16 protein-coding genes are annotated in these 16,678 nt (G+C 70.4%); 11 read left to right on the forward strand and 5 right to left on the reverse strand.

The window, feature by feature from the left end:
• Positions 1–16: 16 nt before the first annotated feature.
• Positions 17–1,648 carry an exonuclease domain-containing protein gene (locus tag ACFOX0_RS07785; RefSeq protein WP_377543148.1) on the reverse strand — a complete coding sequence of 544 codons (1,632 nt, stop codon included), beginning with the start codon at positions 1,646–1,648 and terminating at the stop codon, positions 17–19.
• Positions 1,649–1,840: 192 nt separating this feature from the next.
• On the opposite strand from ACFOX0_RS07785, the gene ACFOX0_RS07790 reads away from it, so the two are divergent.
• The 4 genes from ACFOX0_RS07790 (at position 1,841) to ACFOX0_RS07805 (ending at position 5,288) form a co-directional block, all read left to right on the forward strand.
• A complete protein-coding gene (locus ACFOX0_RS07790; RefSeq protein ID WP_377543150.1) occupies positions 1,841–2,536 on the forward strand; it encodes a DUF6218 family protein in 696 nt (231 codons plus the stop codon).
• Positions 2,537–2,619: 83 nt separating this feature from the next.
• Complete coding sequence (locus ACFOX0_RS07795; protein ID WP_377543151.1) at positions 2,620–3,810, forward strand: helix-turn-helix domain-containing protein; 1,191 nt, start codon at positions 2,620–2,622, stop codon at positions 3,808–3,810.
• A 127-nt stretch (positions 3,811–3,937) separates the two neighbouring features.
• On the forward strand, positions 3,938–4,108 hold the full coding sequence (locus tag ACFOX0_RS07800) for a hypothetical protein (RefSeq protein WP_377543152.1): 171 nt from the start codon (positions 3,938–3,940) through the stop codon (positions 4,106–4,108).
• 46 nt (positions 4,109–4,154) lie between these two features.
• Positions 4,155–5,288 (forward strand): helix-turn-helix domain-containing protein, encoded by a 1,134-nt coding sequence (locus tag ACFOX0_RS07805; RefSeq protein ID WP_449288848.1) that lies wholly within the window; start codon positions 4,155–4,157, stop codon positions 5,286–5,288.
• A gap of 10 nt (positions 5,289–5,298) precedes the next feature.
• Here the strand turns inward: ACFOX0_RS07805 and ACFOX0_RS07810 are convergent, their stop codons facing one another.
• On the reverse strand, positions 5,299–5,889 hold the full coding sequence (locus tag ACFOX0_RS07810; RefSeq protein WP_377543154.1) for a DUF4240 domain-containing protein: 591 nt from the start codon (positions 5,887–5,889) through the stop codon (positions 5,299–5,301).
• A 198-nt stretch (positions 5,890–6,087) separates the two neighbouring features.
• Positions 6,088–7,656 carry a cellulase family glycosylhydrolase gene (locus tag ACFOX0_RS07815; RefSeq protein WP_377543155.1) on the reverse strand — a complete coding sequence of 523 codons (1,569 nt, stop codon included), beginning with the start codon at positions 7,654–7,656 and terminating at the stop codon, positions 6,088–6,090.
• Between the two features lie 320 nt (positions 7,657–7,976).
• Between ACFOX0_RS07815 and ACFOX0_RS07820 the strand changes: the two genes are divergently transcribed.
• The 4 genes from ACFOX0_RS07820 to ACFOX0_RS07835 are packed head-to-tail and all read left to right on the forward strand — an operon-like array spanning position 7,977 to position 12,164.
• A complete protein-coding gene (locus ACFOX0_RS07820; protein WP_377543156.1) occupies positions 7,977–9,284 on the forward strand; it encodes an ABC transporter substrate-binding protein in 1,308 nt (435 codons plus the stop codon).
• A gap of 5 nt (positions 9,285–9,289) precedes the next feature.
• Positions 9,290–10,255 carry a carbohydrate ABC transporter permease gene (locus ACFOX0_RS07825; RefSeq protein ID WP_377543157.1) on the forward strand — a complete coding sequence of 322 codons (966 nt, stop codon included), beginning with the start codon at positions 9,290–9,292 and terminating at the stop codon, positions 10,253–10,255.
• Positions 10,252–11,142, forward strand: a complete 891-nt coding sequence (locus ACFOX0_RS07830) for a carbohydrate ABC transporter permease (protein ID WP_377543159.1) — start codon at positions 10,252–10,254, stop codon at positions 11,140–11,142. Before ACFOX0_RS07825 ends, ACFOX0_RS07830 begins: the two co-directional genes overlap by 4 nt.
• The gene (locus ACFOX0_RS07835; RefSeq protein WP_377543160.1) at positions 11,139–12,164 is read left to right on the forward strand and encodes a LacI family DNA-binding transcriptional regulator; all 1,026 of its coding nucleotides are present in this window, start codon (positions 11,139–11,141) and stop codon (positions 12,162–12,164) included. The genes ACFOX0_RS07830 and ACFOX0_RS07835 overlap by 4 nt, the downstream gene beginning before the upstream one ends.
• 66 nt (positions 12,165–12,230) lie before the next feature.
• On the opposite strand, the gene ACFOX0_RS07840 is transcribed toward ACFOX0_RS07835, so the two are convergent.
• Positions 12,231–13,136: a LysR family transcriptional regulator gene (locus tag ACFOX0_RS07840; protein ID WP_377543161.1), complete on the reverse strand. Its 906-nt coding sequence runs from the start codon at positions 13,134–13,136 to the stop codon at positions 12,231–12,233.
• Positions 13,137–13,165: 29 nt separating this feature from the next.
• Between ACFOX0_RS07840 and ACFOX0_RS07845 the strand changes: the two genes are divergently transcribed.
• Together ACFOX0_RS07845 and ACFOX0_RS07850 are read left to right on the forward strand one after the other, a co-directional pair.
• Positions 13,166–14,047 carry an NAD(P)-dependent oxidoreductase gene (locus tag ACFOX0_RS07845; RefSeq protein WP_377543544.1) on the forward strand — a complete coding sequence of 294 codons (882 nt, stop codon included), beginning with the start codon at positions 13,166–13,168 and terminating at the stop codon, positions 14,045–14,047.
• On the forward strand, positions 14,044–14,466 hold the full coding sequence (locus ACFOX0_RS07850) for a Rid family hydrolase (RefSeq protein WP_377543163.1): 423 nt from the start codon (positions 14,044–14,046) through the stop codon (positions 14,464–14,466). Before ACFOX0_RS07845 ends, ACFOX0_RS07850 begins: the two co-directional genes overlap by 4 nt.
• Before the next feature lie 15 nt (positions 14,467–14,481).
• On the opposite strand, the gene pdxR is transcribed toward ACFOX0_RS07850, so the two are convergent.
• Positions 14,482–15,909 carry a MocR-like pyridoxine biosynthesis transcription factor PdxR gene (pdxR, locus tag ACFOX0_RS07855; RefSeq protein ID WP_377543164.1) on the reverse strand — a complete coding sequence of 476 codons (1,428 nt, stop codon included), beginning with the start codon at positions 15,907–15,909 and terminating at the stop codon, positions 14,482–14,484.
• 100 nt (positions 15,910–16,009) lie between these two features.
• Between pdxR and ACFOX0_RS07860 the strand changes: the two genes are divergently transcribed.
• Complete coding sequence (locus ACFOX0_RS07860) at positions 16,010–16,627, forward strand: mycothiol-dependent nitroreductase Rv2466c family protein (RefSeq protein WP_377543165.1); 618 nt, start codon at positions 16,010–16,012, stop codon at positions 16,625–16,627.
• The last annotated feature ends 51 nt before the right edge of the window (positions 16,628–16,678 follow it).

Genomic DNA, 16,678 nt, shown 5'->3' on the forward strand with positions numbered 1-16,678 from the left:
GGGCAGCCTCGGCGTTCTAACTGTCACGAGACTGTTCGCATCGAGGGACAGCGACGTCAAGGCCATGGGCGGCGTGGTACGCCGTCACGACATCAATGGGAATCCGGCCTCGTACGCCGACAGGCTTCCCCTGAGCCCGAGCCCAGGCTCGGATGACGGCGTTGGAGACGGGCGAGTCGGAGACGGTCGTGTTGATGGTCGCTGACTGGACGGGCGCCGGACTGATTGGGGATCGAGTACGGCTTGCCGGCACGGTCGTCGCCGGTTGGACGTATTGGACCAGTTCCGCAAAGATGCCTGGTTCGACGGTGCGGGTCCCGAACTGGCGGGCGGCCTGCGCCTTCCTCGTGTCCGGGACACTTCCGTCGGTGACGAGCACGACGGTTCTACGTGACACCGACCCGGTCACACGTAGTCCGCTCGCCTTAGCCTGCCCTTCCAACCGGGCCCGGACCAGTTCGTCGCAGCCGGTGAAGGCAACGCCGTCCCCGACATGGAGCGGTTCGCCATGAACCCATGAGTCAGGCAACGGCCTGCAGGTCTTCCCGCGTTGCTCGGTCAGGGCAGCCCGTGCCTCGTCAAGTACAGCCCTGACGATTCCGTCGTTGTATCCGAGGACTAGCGCGGCCCCAAGTAGCTCTTGACGCTCGTCGCGGGTGACTGTGCCATCCTCAATGGCCTTGTGAGCGAGCGCCAGGAGAAAACCCCGATGCGCTGCCTCGACCTGCTCCCTCGTCAACGAGTACGTTTTGGCGAGGCTGGCGAGGGCGGCTGCCTCTTCGCTGGTCAGTATGCCGTCCTCGAAGGCTTCGGCGAGCAACTCCAGATAGGCCGTTGCTCCGATCGGAGCTCCCTCCTCGAGGGTGGCCGACAGGGGTAGATCGTCGAGGAGGGCGGAAAGCGTACCCGCTTGGGCCGGTACAGGAGCCGATTCGGCGGGATGCCGCACAGCGATTTCAACAGCGCGGCGAGGGATCGCAGGCCATGGGATTCGCGCCGCAGTCGCGGGCAGGCCCAAGTGGTCGCGCTGCGGTTGCAGTCCGCGATCCGGATCGAGGTACGACACCAGCAGGGCTGCTGTGGCCCGAGCGTCACCGAGTGCGGAATGGGCGTCGTCGAGCCGAATGCTGGAGGCCGAGCAACAGTCGGAGAGCCGACGTCGATCCAGATGGGGAAGGTACGTCCAGCTCGCGTCCAGCGTGCACAGGTACGGACAGACGGGCATGGTCCAACCGGCGCGCTCGTACTCGTTCTGCAAGAACCCGATGTCGAAGGGGGCGTTGTGCGCCACCAGTGCGCGTCCGGCCAACCGGCCGGTCAGTTCACCAATGAGGTCGCCGAACCGCGGAGCGCGTCTGACCTCGGCGGCCGTGATTCCGTGGACCCTTGTCGCGCCGACAGGCCCGTCCGGATTTACCAGCGTTGCCCACTCGTCCACGGTCCGGCCAGATCGATCAGTGGTGATGACGGCGATCTCGACCACGCGGTCCTTGAACGTTCTCAGTCCGGTGGTTTCGACATCGACCACGACGAAGCCGCCCGTGGTTGGCGCTACAGCGGTGGGCACCGGGTCGAACGCTGACTGTAACCTTTGATGAGCGAGCGTACTGGCCTGCAACCGACGACGGACCCCATCCAAGATGCCCACCTTGCCTCCTACCTCTAGCGAGTACCGAATGTTCCGACTTCGGCTCACCCTGTGCAAGAGTGATCGACTATTCCGTCGCCTTCCCGACACATGGACCCACCGAGCCGGGCCTCGGAGCGAGTCCTCCGGTCAGGGACATGTCAGTCGCGCACGTTAGGGTGGCCCCCACCGTCGAGTGCCGAGGACCATCACATGACCATCTCCGTCGAGACACCTGACAACGAGCTCTCGATCCCCTTCGACTATGTGCCCGGTGCGCGTGGTCATGCTGTTCTCGCTGCGGGGGAGGACGAGTCCGGGTCGGCGGCACTGGCCGTCTGGCGGCTGGGCGCGACGGGTCAAGCTGTCGGCGCGTGGGTGCTATCGATGTCGGCAGTCCGACGCGACAACGAAGAGTTCCAGCAGGTGATGAACCTGATACGGGACAGGTCCCTGGTCGCTTGGGATGCCGATTCTCCCATGGAGGTCATCGGTCGGATCGCTCCTGAACTTCCGGCGTCGTTGGTGGAGAGCCTGCGACGGAACGTCCTGTTGATACCTGACTTGCTGGCCGAGATAGCCGAGCAGCGTGCGGCCATTACGCTCGCGGCCGACGAGTACCGGCGGACCGCGTCGTCGAAGGTTGCGCCGTTGATGTGGCCGACAGATATTCCGAGTCCGGCAGAGCTGCGGGTCGTCGCGGACGAGATGCAGCATCCTGCGGCACCGGTCGTAGCCAAGGCGCTGGGCCTGAGTGCGGGATTGGCCCGGGTAGCGCAGTTGTGGCAGGAAACCGAGCAGGTGCGTGCTCGCCGACGGTATCTCCGAACCCTCGGCGACCCGCAACTTTTGCCGCCACGTTGGCTCGAGAGCGTGCGTGCGGCGGTGAATGCTGGTAGTCAGGTGTAGGTGTACCGTCCGAAACGGCGAGGCGGCGAATGAACCGCAAGCCACCCACCGATCCGGTTCAGCATCGGAAGGTAGGCGAAGCCATGGACAAGGCGACCGACACCATCGGTGCCCGGATCCGGTACTGGCGGATGCGGCGCGGCGGCTTGAGTCAGGCTGTCCTGGCGGGCCTCGCCGGCGTCACGCAGTCCTACATCTCCCAGGTCGAGTCCGGCCGGAAGACCATCGACCGACGTTCCACACTGGTCGCCATCGCCGCGGCTCTCCAGGTCACGGTGGCCGACCTGCTCGGACAGGGTGCGGAACCGGGCGATCCGGCCCGGGAACGCGCGGCGGAGTGTGTACCCGCGATCTGGTCGGCTCTCATCGAGATCGAGGACGGTGAACGACGAGCGTCCACCCGTTCCCGTGAGCAACTGGCGGCCGACATCGCCCGGAGCGACCAACTTCGTACCCGGTCCCACTATCCGGCGATGGCTCGCCTGTTGCCCGATCTCCTGCTGGAAGCCGCAGCGGTCGGCGGCATTGTCCTCGCGCAGGTGGCCTATCAGGCATCCACATGCCTGCGGCAACTCGGCTACCGGCACCTGGCGCTCAACGCGGCTCGCGTGGCGGTCACTGCCGCCGAGGACGCCGAGGAACCGGCGTGGCTCGGGGCGGCGCGGTTCGCGTACGCACAGAGTCTGCCGATCGAATCCGCGTCGCTCGCTGCCCGAGCGGCCGACCGGTCGCTGATCGAGCTTCAGGCCGGCGCCTCCGATGGGCGGATCCGGCAGATGCTCGGCCAGTTGCACCTGTCGGCAGCATTGACCTCGACGGTCAGCGGTCGCCCGGATGCCGGTCGGGACCACCTCGCGGAGGCGACCCGCGAGGCCGCGACTCTCGGCGATCCACCGGACGGCGCCGGCTTCAACGGCTGCGGATTCGGGCCGACCAACGTCCGGCTGTGGGAGATGTCCATCGCAGCGGAGCTGGGGGAGTCGGCCCGGGTCATCGAGCTGTCGCGCACGGTCCGACCGCAGGTTCTCGCCGCATCGATACGACAGCAGTCGTACTGGCTCGATCTCGGTCGCGCACTGGCCGAGAGCGGACGGCGGGACACCGAGGCGGTGGCCGCATTCGTACGGGCCGAACAGGCCGCACCCGCGCCGTTCATGCTGAACCCGCTCGCCCAGGACGCCGTGGTGGCGATGGTGAGCCGGGCCAAGCGTCGTGCCATCCCGGACGATCTGCGGCTGTTGGCCGGACGGATGGGCGTTAGCCTGGCCCAATAACTCCTGGTAATCGCGGCGTTGCTAACCGATCATATCGTTCCGGTTCCGTGGGGGTGATCGCTCGCCACGGCCGGGTACGACGGTCTCCCACTGGGTTGCCGTTGTGCCCCTACCTTCGGAGGTGGGGATGCGCAACCAGGACGATGCCGCAGATCGATCCGACGGTGAGCGGATCGAGGCGGCCGAGCGGGAAGCGGCGCGGCAGCGGATTCTTGCGCTAGCCGAGGCGGACCGGATACCGGTCGAGGAAACCACCCGAGCCGTCCCCGACCGGCGGTGGCGGCGTGGCGGACGATGAACTGCCCATCGGCCGGCGGGTGGCGCAGTGGCGGACCAGGCGGCAGATGAGCCAGCAGATGCTCGCCGACCGGCTCGGCAGGTCCAAGAGTTGGGTCGACAAGGTCGAACGCGGGGTCCGGCGGCTGGACAAGTTCTCGATGATCCGGAGCATCGCCGAGGTGCTGCGGGTGGACACCTCGGTGCTGCTGAGTGATCAGGGGGCGGGGACCCGGTCTACCGACGCTCTCGGGCTGGCCGCGCTGCGGGCCGCGCTCGCCTGCCACCATGTCGGGGAGAGGGAAACACCCGATCCGCTACCGGCCGGCGAACCGGGACGGAGCGTCGGACACGCCTGGTCGGCCTATCAGCACGCGCACTATCCGCAGTTGGTGCGGATGCTGCCGAACCTGCTCGGCCACCTCCGGCGGACACCGGTCATCGCGGGATCGACAGCCGGCGCCGGTGTGTTCGTGCAGGCGTACCGGATCACGGCGTCCGTGCTGGTGAAGCTGGGTGAGGCCGATCTCGCCTGGCTGGCCGCCGATCGGGCGATGGCTGCGGCCGGCGAGGACCGGCTGCTGGCGGCGGTCGCCGCGATCCCCCTCGGCCAGGCGCTGCGCGCCGCTGACAACGGCCGACTGGCGATGGCAGCCACCATCGCCGCCGCGGATCGGATCGCGACGCCGACACCCCACGAGGGACCGCCTGAGGAACTTCCGCTGCTCGGGACGCTGCTGGCCGAGGCGGCCCTGTCCGCCGCCGCCTGCGGCGACGCGAGCAGCGTCCGGGAACTGTTCGACCAGGCTGCCCGGATCGCGGTACGGGTTGGCGAGCGGGCCGACCGGCACCGGACCGGATTCGGGCCGGCCTCCGTCGAGGCGGCCCGGACGGCCGCGGCGGTCGAACTGGGCGACGGTCGGGCGGCGGTCCGCCGGCACGAGCGGCTCGTCACGGGTCGCGCGCTGAACCACCTGCCCGTCGAGCACCGGGCCGCGCACCTGGTCACCGCCGCGCGGGCGTACCTCCTGGTCGGGGACCCGACGCGGGCCGGTCGCGCGCTGGTCGAGGCCGACCGGACGGCACCGGCCGAAATCCGGTGTCGGCCCGTTGCCCGTACGGTGATCAGGGCCGTGCTGTGCGGCGACCCGGCGCCGGCGGGCCTCGCGCACCTGGCCTCGCTGGCCGGCCTTCTTCGCTGAAGGCCGGCCGTCAGTCGATCACGTGGTCGAGGAACAGGTCGGCCAGCCGGGGCAGCCGCCGTCGCATTTCGTCGTCGTTGTCGAAGTCGAAGTCCTCGCCCATGTCGACATCGCCCGAGTCGGCGTCGGCCACGGCTCCCTCTCTGGCCCGGAGCGCCTCGTCGAAGGCGTCGTCGTCGCCGCCGGTGAGCCGCTGGTAGGCGTCGCCGGCCGCGTAGTTCACCAGCTCGGCGAAGATCGCCTCGTCGGCACCGTCGACGGCCGCCTGCCGGACCGCCGGGTGGTCGGCCAGCGAATCGGGGGAGGCGAGGACGCGTTCGTACCAGTCCCGCCCGAGGGCGATCACCCCGGCCCGGAAGTCCATGAAGCTGTCGTCCGAGCAGCCCCCGCTGATCAGATAGGCCGCCGCCCACACGTCCCACCGGTAGAGCGCATCCTGCAACCGGTCGAACCGTTCCTCGAAGTCGAGGATGTCCGTCGGGGAGGTCGCGACCAGGCGCTCCGTCAGGGCCTCGGCGATCGCCTCGCCCCCGTCGTCGGGCCGGTCGTCGATGCCGGCACGGGCGGACTCGACGAGCGCCCAGAACTCTTCGCTGTTCATGGTGCGGAAGTCTGGCATGGACGGGTGACACGGACTGGTCGGCAACGGGCCCGGGCCGGGTCACGCCGTCTCGACGCCATGATCGTTAACGTCTCTGACGTCAGACACGCCGCGAGGTGACTGGCTGAGACGTCAACGATCACCAGATCAGCGGGGCCGCCGGGGGTCGCAGCGGTGTCGCCGCGACCCCCGGCCGTCCTACGGGTTCTGGGTGAGCAGGTGGGCCTTGAAACCCTGGCCGAAGGTGGCGGTCGGGTTGCCGGTGTAGTCGGTGATCAGGACGTTGCCCTGACTGCAGCCCCACGGATTCCAGGTCCAGGCCAGGTAGCCGACGCCGTTGCGGTCGGCCCAGTCCATCACCTGGTCGATGTAGTCGTGGGCGCAGGTGTTCTGGCCGATCTCACCGGCGGTCACCGGGACCTGCTTGGCGACCGCGCCGATCTGGCTGTCCCAGCAGGACGTGGTCACGCAGGCGTTGAAGTTGTACGTGTGCCAGGAGGCCATCAGGTTGCCGGTCGGGTCGTTCGGCTTGTAGGCCAGCCACTGGGTCAGGTCGTTGGTCCAGGTCAGCCCGGCGACCATGATGACGTTCGTGGCGCCGGTGGCGCGGACGGCGTTGACCAGGCTCTGCATGCCGGCCACCTGGTAGCCGATGCCGGTGCAGGTGCCGCCGTCGCGCAGGCACTTCCAGGCCGCGGCGGCGTCGGTCCAGTTGTTGGCCGCGTCCGGGTAGGGCTCGTTGAACAGGTCGAACACGACCGCGTTGTTGCCCTTGAACATGGTGGCCAGCTGGGTCCAGAAGGTCGGCGCGTACTGGGCGTCGGGCATCGGCTTCTGGCAGGTCGCGTTGACGTCCGTGCAGGCCGACGAGGTGCCGGTGTACGAGCCGTGGTTCCAGTGCATCTCCACGATCGGGTTGATGCCGTTGGCCACCAGCAGGTTCACGTAGTCCTTGACGGCCTGCTGGTACGTGGCGCCGCTGGGGGTGCCGACGGTGCCGAGCCAGCAGTCCTCGTTCAGCGGGATCCGTACGGCGTGGATGTTCCAGGCCTTCATGGCGTCCACGCTGGCCTGGTCGGGGGTCGGGCTGTCCCACATGCCCTTGCCCTGCACGCAGGCGAACTCCGCGCTGGACCGGTTGACGCCGAGCAGCCGGTAGGTCTTGCCGGCCGCGGTCTGCAGCTTGTTGCCGGAGACGCGCAGCGCGGGCGCGGCCCCGCCCGGCGGGTTGCTCGGTGAAATCGTCGGCGTCGGGGTGGTGGGGGTCGGCCCGGGGGTGGTCGGCCGTGGGGTCGTGGGGGTCGGGCTCGGGCCGGTGCCGCCGGTGCAGGCCACCCCGTTGAGGGCGAAGTTGGTGGGCTGCGGGAACGGGCTGGGCGGCGTCGGGCCGGCCGTCGAGCGGGTCCAGTCGCCCTGCAGGCCGACGCTGGTGTTGGTCTGGTTGGTGCCGATGGCGCCGTTCCAGCCGATGTCGGTGGCGCTGACCGTGGTGGTGCCGGTGTAGGTGGCGTTCCAGCCGCCGGTGCGGGTGTGGCCGGTCGGCATGGTGAACGTCAACGTCCAGTGGCTGACCGGGTCGCCGAGGTTGGTGATGGCGATGGTGGTGTTGAAGCTGCCGGACGTCGGCGAGGACTGCCACGCGCTGGTGTTCGTGTACGTGACGGAACAGCCCGCCGCCGCGCTGGCGGTGGTCGGCAGGACCAGCACCGCCGGTACGCCGATCAGCGCGGTCGCGGCACCGGCGAGAAGGACGTGTCGCCGTTTCATGGGGTCACCTCTGTTCGAAGGCAGGGTCGGATCGCCGGAGGTCGCTCCGGCTCGGCTCCGCACATCGACGTCCGCCGACCCCACGAATGACGGCAGTCGATGCACAGGATTCGCAGGTACGGTCCGATACTTAACTGCTTAAGTCAAGCTCGTGGCCAAGATTTCCGGCCGGTGAACCCGATGCTTGACCATGTCGCGCGCTCGGGCTTACCGTCCCACGCAGCAGCCCGGGTGATTCGTCGGCGTCTTTCCCTTAAACGCTTAACGCATCGTGCCCACGGGCGATCTCCTCAACGCAGTGTCGACCCCTGGGAGCGGACATGAGAAGGCGATCGGCGGCCGTACTGGCCGCGACGATGCTGATGGCGATGGCGGGTTGCTCGGGTCGCGGCGGCACCGGCGGCTCGGCCGAGGCACCGACGGACCCGAACTCGGTAAGCGGTGACATCACCGTCCTGACCCACAAGACCGACCTCGCCGGCGACGGCACCCTGCAGCGGTACGCGGACGAGTTCAAGAAGACGTACCCCAAGGTGAACGTCAAGTTCGAGCCGATCGTCGACTACGAGGGCGACGTCAAGATCCGGATGAACAGCGACAACTACGGTGACGTGCTGATGATCCCGGGGGCGATCCCGGTGACCGACTACCCGAAGTTCTTCGCCCCGCTCGGCGACTTCGCCGACTTCGACAAGAAGTACCGCTTCGCCGACAAGGGCACGGTCGACGGGAAGGTCTACGGCGTCGCGATCAACGGCAACGCCTCCGGCATCCTCTACAACAAGGCGGTGTGGCAGCAGGCCGGGATCACGAAGTGGCCGACCACCACCGACGAGTTCCGGGCCGCCCTGCGCGCCGTCAAGGCGAAGACCTCGGCCGTGCCGTTCGGCACGATCTACCACGAGGGGTGGCCGCTGACCCAGTGGCAGGCGTACCTCGGCCAGGCCAGCTGCGACACCAAGGCGAACGACAACCTGGCCACCGACACCGCGCCGTGGGCCGCCGGCAAGGAACTCCGCGGCATCGACACCCTGCTGTACGACGTGGTGCACGACAAGCTGACCGAGCGGGACCCGACGACGGCGACCTGGGACGGCGCCAAGACCCAGATCGCCACCGGCAAGACAGCGACGTTGGCGCTGGGCTCCTGGGCGATCTCCCAGATGCAGGACACCGCGAAGAAGGCCGGCGCCGACCCGGCGAACATCGGCTACCTGCCGTACCCGACGCAGAAGGACGGGCACTTCTGCTCGGTGATCGGCGCGGACTACCTGCAGGGCGTGAGCATCCACTCGCAGCACAAGGAGGCGGCCCGCGCCTGGCTGGACTGGTTCGTCGACAAGAGCACCTACGCGCAGGACGAGGAACTGCTGCCCACCCTGAAGTCCGGCGCGATGCCGCCGCTGCTCAAGGCGTACCAGGACGGCGGGGTCGAGTTCATCCAGCTCAGCCAGGAGAAGAACGCGCAGGTCTCCAAGATTGACAACGAGTCGGAGGTCGGCCTCAACAAGCCCGACTACCGTCAGCACATCGTGGACCTGGCGCGCGGGGCGGCCGGCGGCGGGCTGGACGCGTACTTCGAGCAGCTCAACAAGAAGTGGGCGGCCGGGCTGAAGTCGGCGGGCTGACGACCATGACCGACCGATCCGCCGCCGGGACCGCGCTCGCGCGTACCGACGAGGCGGCCGTCGCGCCGGTGCCACCGGCGCGGCGGCCGGCGCCGGGGCCGCGCCGCGGCACGATCGCCCGGCTGACGCCGTGGCTGTTCCTCGCGGTGCCGCTGGCCTTCCTGCTGACCTTCACGTACGTGCCGGTGGCGAACCTGTTCTTCTACAGCCTGACCAAGTGGGACGGGTTCTCCCCGGACCAGCAGTTCGTCGGCGGCGACAACTACGTTCAGCTGTTCACCCGGCCGGAGCTGTTCCACGTGTTCCTGGTCAGCCTCTACTACCTCGCCTCCGGGGTGGTGCAGATGGCGCTGGCGCTCTACTTCGCCGTCGTGCTGAGCTTCGACACCCGGTTCCGCAACCTGTTCAAGGGCATCCTGTTCTTCCCGTACCTGATCAACGGGGTGGCCATCGGCTTCGTCTTCATGTACTTCTTCCAGCCCGGCGGGACCCTCGACTCCGTGCTGCACCTGTTCGGCGTGGGTGGGCGGCACCTGTGGCTCGGCGACCCGGACACCATCAACTGGTCGCTCGCCTCGGTGTCGATCTGGCGCTACACCGGCCTGAACTTCGTGCTGTTCCTCGGCGCGATCCAGTCCATCCCGGCCGAGATCTACGAGGCGGCGCAGCTCGACGGCGCCAACCGCTGGCAGCAGTTCCGGCACCTCATCCTGCCCGGGATCCGGCCGGTGATGAGCCTGAGCATCACGCTGGTCATCTCCGGCTCGCTGTCGGTGTTCGAGATCCCGTACATCATGACCTCGGGGGCGGGCGGCAGCACCACGTTCGTCATCCAGACCGTGAAGCTGGCGTTCCAGTTCAACAAGGTGGGCCTGGCCTCGGCCGCCGCGGTGGTGCTGCTGGTCATCACCCTGCTGGTGACCTGGCTGCAGCGGCGCATCGTGCCCGACGAAGGAGCTGATCTGGTATGACGACGCGGACCTCATCCCCGGCCGGGCCCGGGACGCGGCCCGGTCGCGGCACCGGTCTGCTCGGCGGTGCGCTCACCGCCGGCAAGTACGTGACCCTCGTGGTCATGTCGGTGGCGACCCTGCTGCCGCTGGTGGTCGTCTTCATGACGTCGTTCAAGACCGAGCGCGAGTCGGCCAACGGCGGCCCGCTCGACCCGCCGGACAACCTGTTCAACCTGAGCAACTACCAGCTCGCCTTCACCCAGGGGCACATGCTCACGGCGTTCGCCAACACCACCGTCATCCTGGTGGTCTCGATCGCCGGCACGGTGGTCATCGGCTCGATGACCGCGTACGCCATCGACCGGTTCCGGTTCCGGTTCCGGCTGCGCCGCCTGGTGATCGCGGGCTTCCTGGTCGCGGCGCTGGTGCCCGGCGTCACTACCCAGGTGGCCACCTTCCAGATCGTGAACTACCTGGGCATGTTCAACACCCGCTGGGCGCCGATCGCGCTCTACCTCGGCACCGACATCATCTCGATCATCATCTTCCTGCAGTTCGTCCGGGCGATCCCGGTCTCCCTGGACGAGGCGGCCCGGCTGGACGGGGCGTCCTCGCTGCGCATCTACCGCTCGGTGATCCTGCCGCTGCTCAAGCCGGCGATCGCGACCGTCGTGATCATCAAGGGGGTGGCTGTCTACAACGACTTCTACGTGCCGTTCCTCTACATGCCGGCCCAGGACCTCGGGGTGATCTCCACGTCGCTGTTCCGGTTCAAGGGCCCGTACGGGGCGCACTGGGAGATCATCTGCGCCGGTGCGGTCCTCGTCATCCTCCCGACGTTGCTGGTCTTCCTGTTCCTGCAACGGTTCATCTACAACGGATTCGCCAGGGGTGCCACGAAGTGACCGGTAAGCGGCCGACCATCGCGGAGATCGCGGCGCGGGCGGGAGTCTCGATCGGCGCCGTCTCGTACGCGCTGAACGGCCGGCCGGGGGTCTCCGCGCGGACCCGCGAACACATTCTGCGGATCGCCAACGAGATCGGCTGGCGACCGAGCGCGGCGGCCCGGTCGTTGTCCGGGTCCCGGGCGCACACCGTGGGTCTGATCATCGCCCGGCCGGCCGACACCCTCGGCGTCGAGCCGTTCTTCATGCGGTTCATCGCCGGCCTGGAGGGCGAGCTGTCCGAGCGGCGTACGGGGCTGCTGCTGCAGGTCGTCGAGGACCACCTGGCCGCGATCGGGGCGGTCCGGCTGTGGTGGGCCGAGCGGCGCATCGACGGGGTGGTGGTGACCGACCTGTGGGCGGCCGACGCCCGGATACCGGTGCTCGAACAGTTGCAGATCCCCGCCGTACTGGCCGGTCGGCCCCGGTCCGACACCCGGCTGCCCGCGGTTTGGGCCGACGACGCGGCGGCCGTGGTGTCCGCGGTCGACTACCTGGTCGCGCTCGGGCACCGCCGGATCGCCCGGGTCGCCGGCCTGCCCGCCCTCGAACACACCACCGTGCGCATCGCCGCCTTCCGCGCGGCGATGCGCGGGCACGGCCTGGGTGAACCCCGGGTGATGGAGACCGACTACAGCTGGGAAGCCGGCATGCGGGCCACCCGGGAGCTGCTGTCCCGCCGGGACCGGCCCACCGCGATCACCTTCGACAACGACGTGATGGCCGCCGCGGCGCTCAACGTCGCGCACGAGATGGGCGTGGCGGTCCCCGACGACCTGTCCATCGTGGCCGGCGACGACTCGCAGCTGTGTTTCCTGGTACGGCCCGCGCTGACCGCGCTGTCCTGGGACATCCCGGCGTTCGGGGTACGGACCGCCCGGGTGCTGCTGGACATGATCGACGGGCGGTCCCCGAGGTCGGCACAGGTCGCCAGCCCGCGCCTGGTGGTCCGGGCCAGCACCACCGCACCGCCACCGGCCTGACGCCGGCCGCGGGGAGGTCGTGGCTCGGCCGGTTCGCGGCACCGGCGCGGGCCGCGTGCCGCGCGGTCAGGCGGTTCGGTCGAACCGGCGCGCCTCGCGGGTGAGGTGGGTCAGGAACCGGTCCACCGCGGGCGGCCCGGTCCGGCCCGAGACGGTGGCGGCGTAGACGCGGCGGACCGGCTCGTCCTCGTCCCGCAACCGGAGCAGTGTGATGTCGGCGGGTGTGCCCCGGGCGGCCAGAGCCGGCACGAGCGCGACGCCGAGTCCCGCCGCGACGCAGCCGAGCTTCCCGGTCCACTCCGCGGCGACGATGTCGATCCTCGGCCGGAAGCCACTGGGCAGGCTGGCCCGCAGCAGCGTCTCCTCGGCGGTGGCCGAGCCGGCGATGAACGAGTCGTCGGCCAGTTCGGCCAGTCGGACGGTGCGCCGCCCGGCCAGCCGGTGCTCCCGGGAGACCGCCACCAGCAACCGCTCGTCCAGCAGATGGCGCAGGTCGAACCGGGAACGGTCGATCTCGTCCGCCGGCACGCAGCTCACCACCGCGACGTCGGCGTCCCCGGCGAGCAGCCGGTCCAACAGGGCGGGCGTCAACCCTTCCACGAGGGACGAGGCGATCTCCGGGTGCGCGCGGCGGAAGGCCGCCAGGGCCCGGGGGACGAGCGCCGCGACGGCGGTCGGGAACGCGCCCACCCGTACCCGGCCGTGCCGCAGGCCGCGCAGGTCCTCGACGTCGCGCCGGGCGGCGGTGAGCCGGTCGAGTACCGCCTCGGCGTGCGGCAGCAGCGTCCGGCCCTCCTCGGTGAGCGCCACGCCGCGCGGCAGCCGGTCGAACAGGCGGGACCCGATCTCCGCCTCCAGCGTCGCGACCTGCCGGGAGACAGCCGACTGGGTGAAGCCGAGCCGGCCGGCGGCGGCCGTGACCGAACCGTCCCGCGCGACGGCGCGGAACACCTCCAGCAGTTGGGTCTCCATCCAACCCATGCTACTTCGGAATGGCAGCGATGCCGAAGATTCGTTGGTCGCATCCCTCCGCCCGATCTAGCGTTGCCGCCATGAGAGACGTCGCGGTGCTGGGCACCGGAAACATGGGCGGCGCGATCGCGGCCCGGTTGCTGGCCGCCGGCTGCCGGGTCACGGTGTGGAACCGGACCCCGGCCCGGGTCGAGGCGCTCGTCGAGGCGGGGGCCGTGGCCGCCGGAACGCCGGCCGGGGCGGTCGCGGGGGCGGAGCTGGTGGTCATCATGCTGACCGACGCCGCCGCCGTCGAGGCCGCCCTGTTCGGCGCCGACGGCGCCGCCGCGGCCGTCGGCCCGGAGACGGTCGTCGCGCAGATGTCCACCCTCGGACCCGACGAGGTACGGCGGATCGCCGCGCGGTTGCCGGCCGTACCGTTCGTCGACGCCCCGGTCCTGGGCAGCGTCGGCGCGGTCACGGCGGGCACGCTGACCATCCTCTGCGGCGGTGCGGCCGACGCCCTGGACCGCGCCGAGCCCGTGCTGCGGCGGCTCGGCACGGTCCGCCGCTGCGGCCCGGTCGGCGCCGCGGCGGCCCTGAAACTCGTGGCGAACACCGCGCTGGTGACCGCCCTCGGCGCGCTCGCCGACACCCTCGCCGTCGCCGACGCGGTCGGCGTCGACCGGACCACGGCGCTCGACGTCCTCGCTGCCGGCCCGTTGGGCGCGGCGGTGCGCCGGGCGACCGCGACCGGGGCGTCGTTCGCCGTCGCGTTGGCCGCCAAGGACGCCCGTCTCGCCCTGCGCGAGGCGCCGGACGCGTCGCTGCTCGCCGCGGCCCTGCAGCTGTCGACCACCGTCCCGGACCAGACCGCGGACGTGGCGGCCCTGGTCAGCCCGGAGAACCGACTCACCCTGGAGAACAGATGAACGTCACCCTGGACAACCCGTCGACCGTCGCCGCACCGTTCGGCGACCGCTTCGCGCACGTCGCCCGCCTGGACCTGCCCGGCGGGGCGTTGCTCGTCCTCGCCGGGCAGGTCGCCGTCGACGACACCGGCGCCGTGGTGGCACCGGGAGACGCCGGCGCCCAGGCCGCGCGGATCTTCGAGATCATCGACGGAGTGCTCGCGGCGCACGGCGCCACCCTCGCCGACGTGGTGCAGATCCGCACCTACATGACGAACCTGGACGACCTGCCCGCGTACGCCGCGGTGCGCCGCCGGCTGTTCCCCGCCGCCCCGGGCACGGTGCCGCCGACCAGCACCACCGTCGAGGTCAGCCGGCTCTTCCTGCCCGGCGCGGTCCTGGAGGTCGAGGTCACCGCGGCGGTACGGACGACCGCCTGAACCCGCGACCGGCGGTCAGGCCAGGCCGTCGGCGAAGCACCGGGCGAGCAGGTGGAGGCCCTCGGCCACCCGCTCGGTGGGGACGGCGCCGTAACCGAGCACCAGGCCGGCCGAGCGGCGGCCGCCGGCGTGGTAGTCGGCGAGTTCGGCAACGGCGACACCGAGGCCGGCCGCCCGCTCGACCACGCCGGCCAGGTCGACGGGCACACCCGGTCGTAGTCGCGCGCACACGTGCAGGCCGGCCGTGGACGGCACCGGGTCCAGCCGGTCGGCGAGGTCGGTCCGCAGCGCCCTGTCGATCAGGTCCCGCCGCTGCGCGTAGACCCGGGTCGCCTTGCGCACGTGCCGGGGCAGTTCGCCCGAGTCGATGAAGCGGGCCAGGGCCGCCTGGGTGACGAGGTCGCCGTGCCAGTCGGTGAGCTGCTTCGCGGCCAGCAACGCGGATCGCAGCGACGCGGGGGCGACCAGGAAACCGAGACGCAGCACGGGCAGCAGTGTCTTGGAGAAGGTGCCGACGTAGACGACCTTGCCGGTCCGGTCCAGGGTCTGCAACGGGTCGAGTGGTCGCGCCGAGAAGCGGAACTCGCTGTCGTAGTCGTCCTCGACGACTACCGCGTCCCGGCCGGCGACCCAGTCCAGCAGCGCCGCGCGGCGGGCCATCGACATCGGCGTGCCCAGCGGGAACTGGTGCGACGGGGTGACGTAGACCAGCCGCGCGTCGTCGGGGAGCGCGTCGACGTCCAGCCCTTCGTCGTCGACGGGGACCGGCACGACGCGCGCGCCGAGGCTGTGGAACAGCCGCCGGGCCGGTGGGTAGCCGGGCTCCTCGACCGCCACCCGGTCACCCGGCTCGATCATGACTCGGCCGATCAGATCCAGGGCCTGTTGGGCGCCCTGGGTGACGACGACGTCGTCGGGCCGGACCCGCACCGAACGGGCCAGCCCGACGTACCGGGAGATGGCGGCCCGCAGGTCCGGGTGGCCCGCCGGGCCGTCGTAGCCGTGCGGAAGGGGCGCGGTGCGCAGTTCGGCGGTGACCAGCCGGCGCCAGGTCGCGAGGGGGAACAGCCCGGTGTCCGGGGTGCCGAGCCGGAAGTCGTGGACCGGCTCCAGGCCGGTGTCGGTGGTCGGGCCCGCGGACGCCCAGAGCGCCCGGGGACGTACCCCGCCGGCCGGCGGCGAGGGAGGCCGTAAGCGGGCCACCGGGTCGACCGTCACGAAGGTCCCCGCGCCGACCCGGGCGACCAGCAGGCCCTCGGCGGTCAACCGTTCGTAGGCGACGGCGACCGTGTTGCGGGCGACGTCGAGCCGGCGGGCCAGTTCGCGGGTTGCTGGTAGCCGTTCTCCGGGCCGCAGCCGGCCGTCCAGGATCGCGTCCAGCAACTGCCGGTGGATCCGGGTCGCGCGATCGCCCGGACCGGCCAGGCTGACGTGTACGTCCATCGGCGGCGATCCTACATTGGCCCAATCAAATTGAGCAGAATTGGCACTTCCGCAGACCAATCTTCGCAGCTTGAATCAATACGCGAAGAGGGGGGTTCCGATGACCGTCATCGACATGTGGTTCGACCCGAAGTGCCCGTGGGCCTGGAACACCTCCCGGTGGCTGGTGGAGGTCGAACGGGTCCGGGACGTGCAGGTGCGGTTCCACGTGATGAGCCTGTGGCTGCTCAACCAGGGCCGGGAAGGCCTGGAGCCGTGGTACGCGCAGTGGCTGACGGACACCCTCGGCCCGGTTCGGGTGCTCACCGCCGCCGAGCAGAAGTACGGCGATCCGGTGCTGCGGGACCTCTACACCGCGTTCGGTAACCGCATCCACCACGACCGCGCGCCGATCGGGCGTGACCTGTACGTCGGCGCGCTGGCCGAACTGGGCCTGGACACCGGTCTCGCCGACGCGGCCGAGGTGCCCGACCACGACGACGCGCTCCGGCGCAGCCATCACGCGGGGCTGGACCCGGTGGGGGAGGACCTCGGCACCCCGGCGATCCACGTACCCGGGCCGGACGGCTCGGTCACCGCGTTCTTCGGTCCGGTGGTGAGCCCGGTGCCGCGCGGCGAGGACGCCGGCCGGTTGTGGGACGGGGTGCTGCTGGTCGCCGGCACGCCGGGCTTCTTCGAACTCAAGCGCGGTCGCACCGGCAGCCCCCGCGTCGACTGACCGACTCCGGCGCGGTCGCGCGGGTCGTCCACGCGTCGACCGACGAACATC

The organism is Micromonospora zhanjiangensis, assembly GCF_042650605.1.
Classification (GTDB): Bacteria; Actinomycetota; Actinomycetes; order Mycobacteriales; family Micromonosporaceae; genus Micromonospora_J; species Micromonospora_J zhanjiangensis.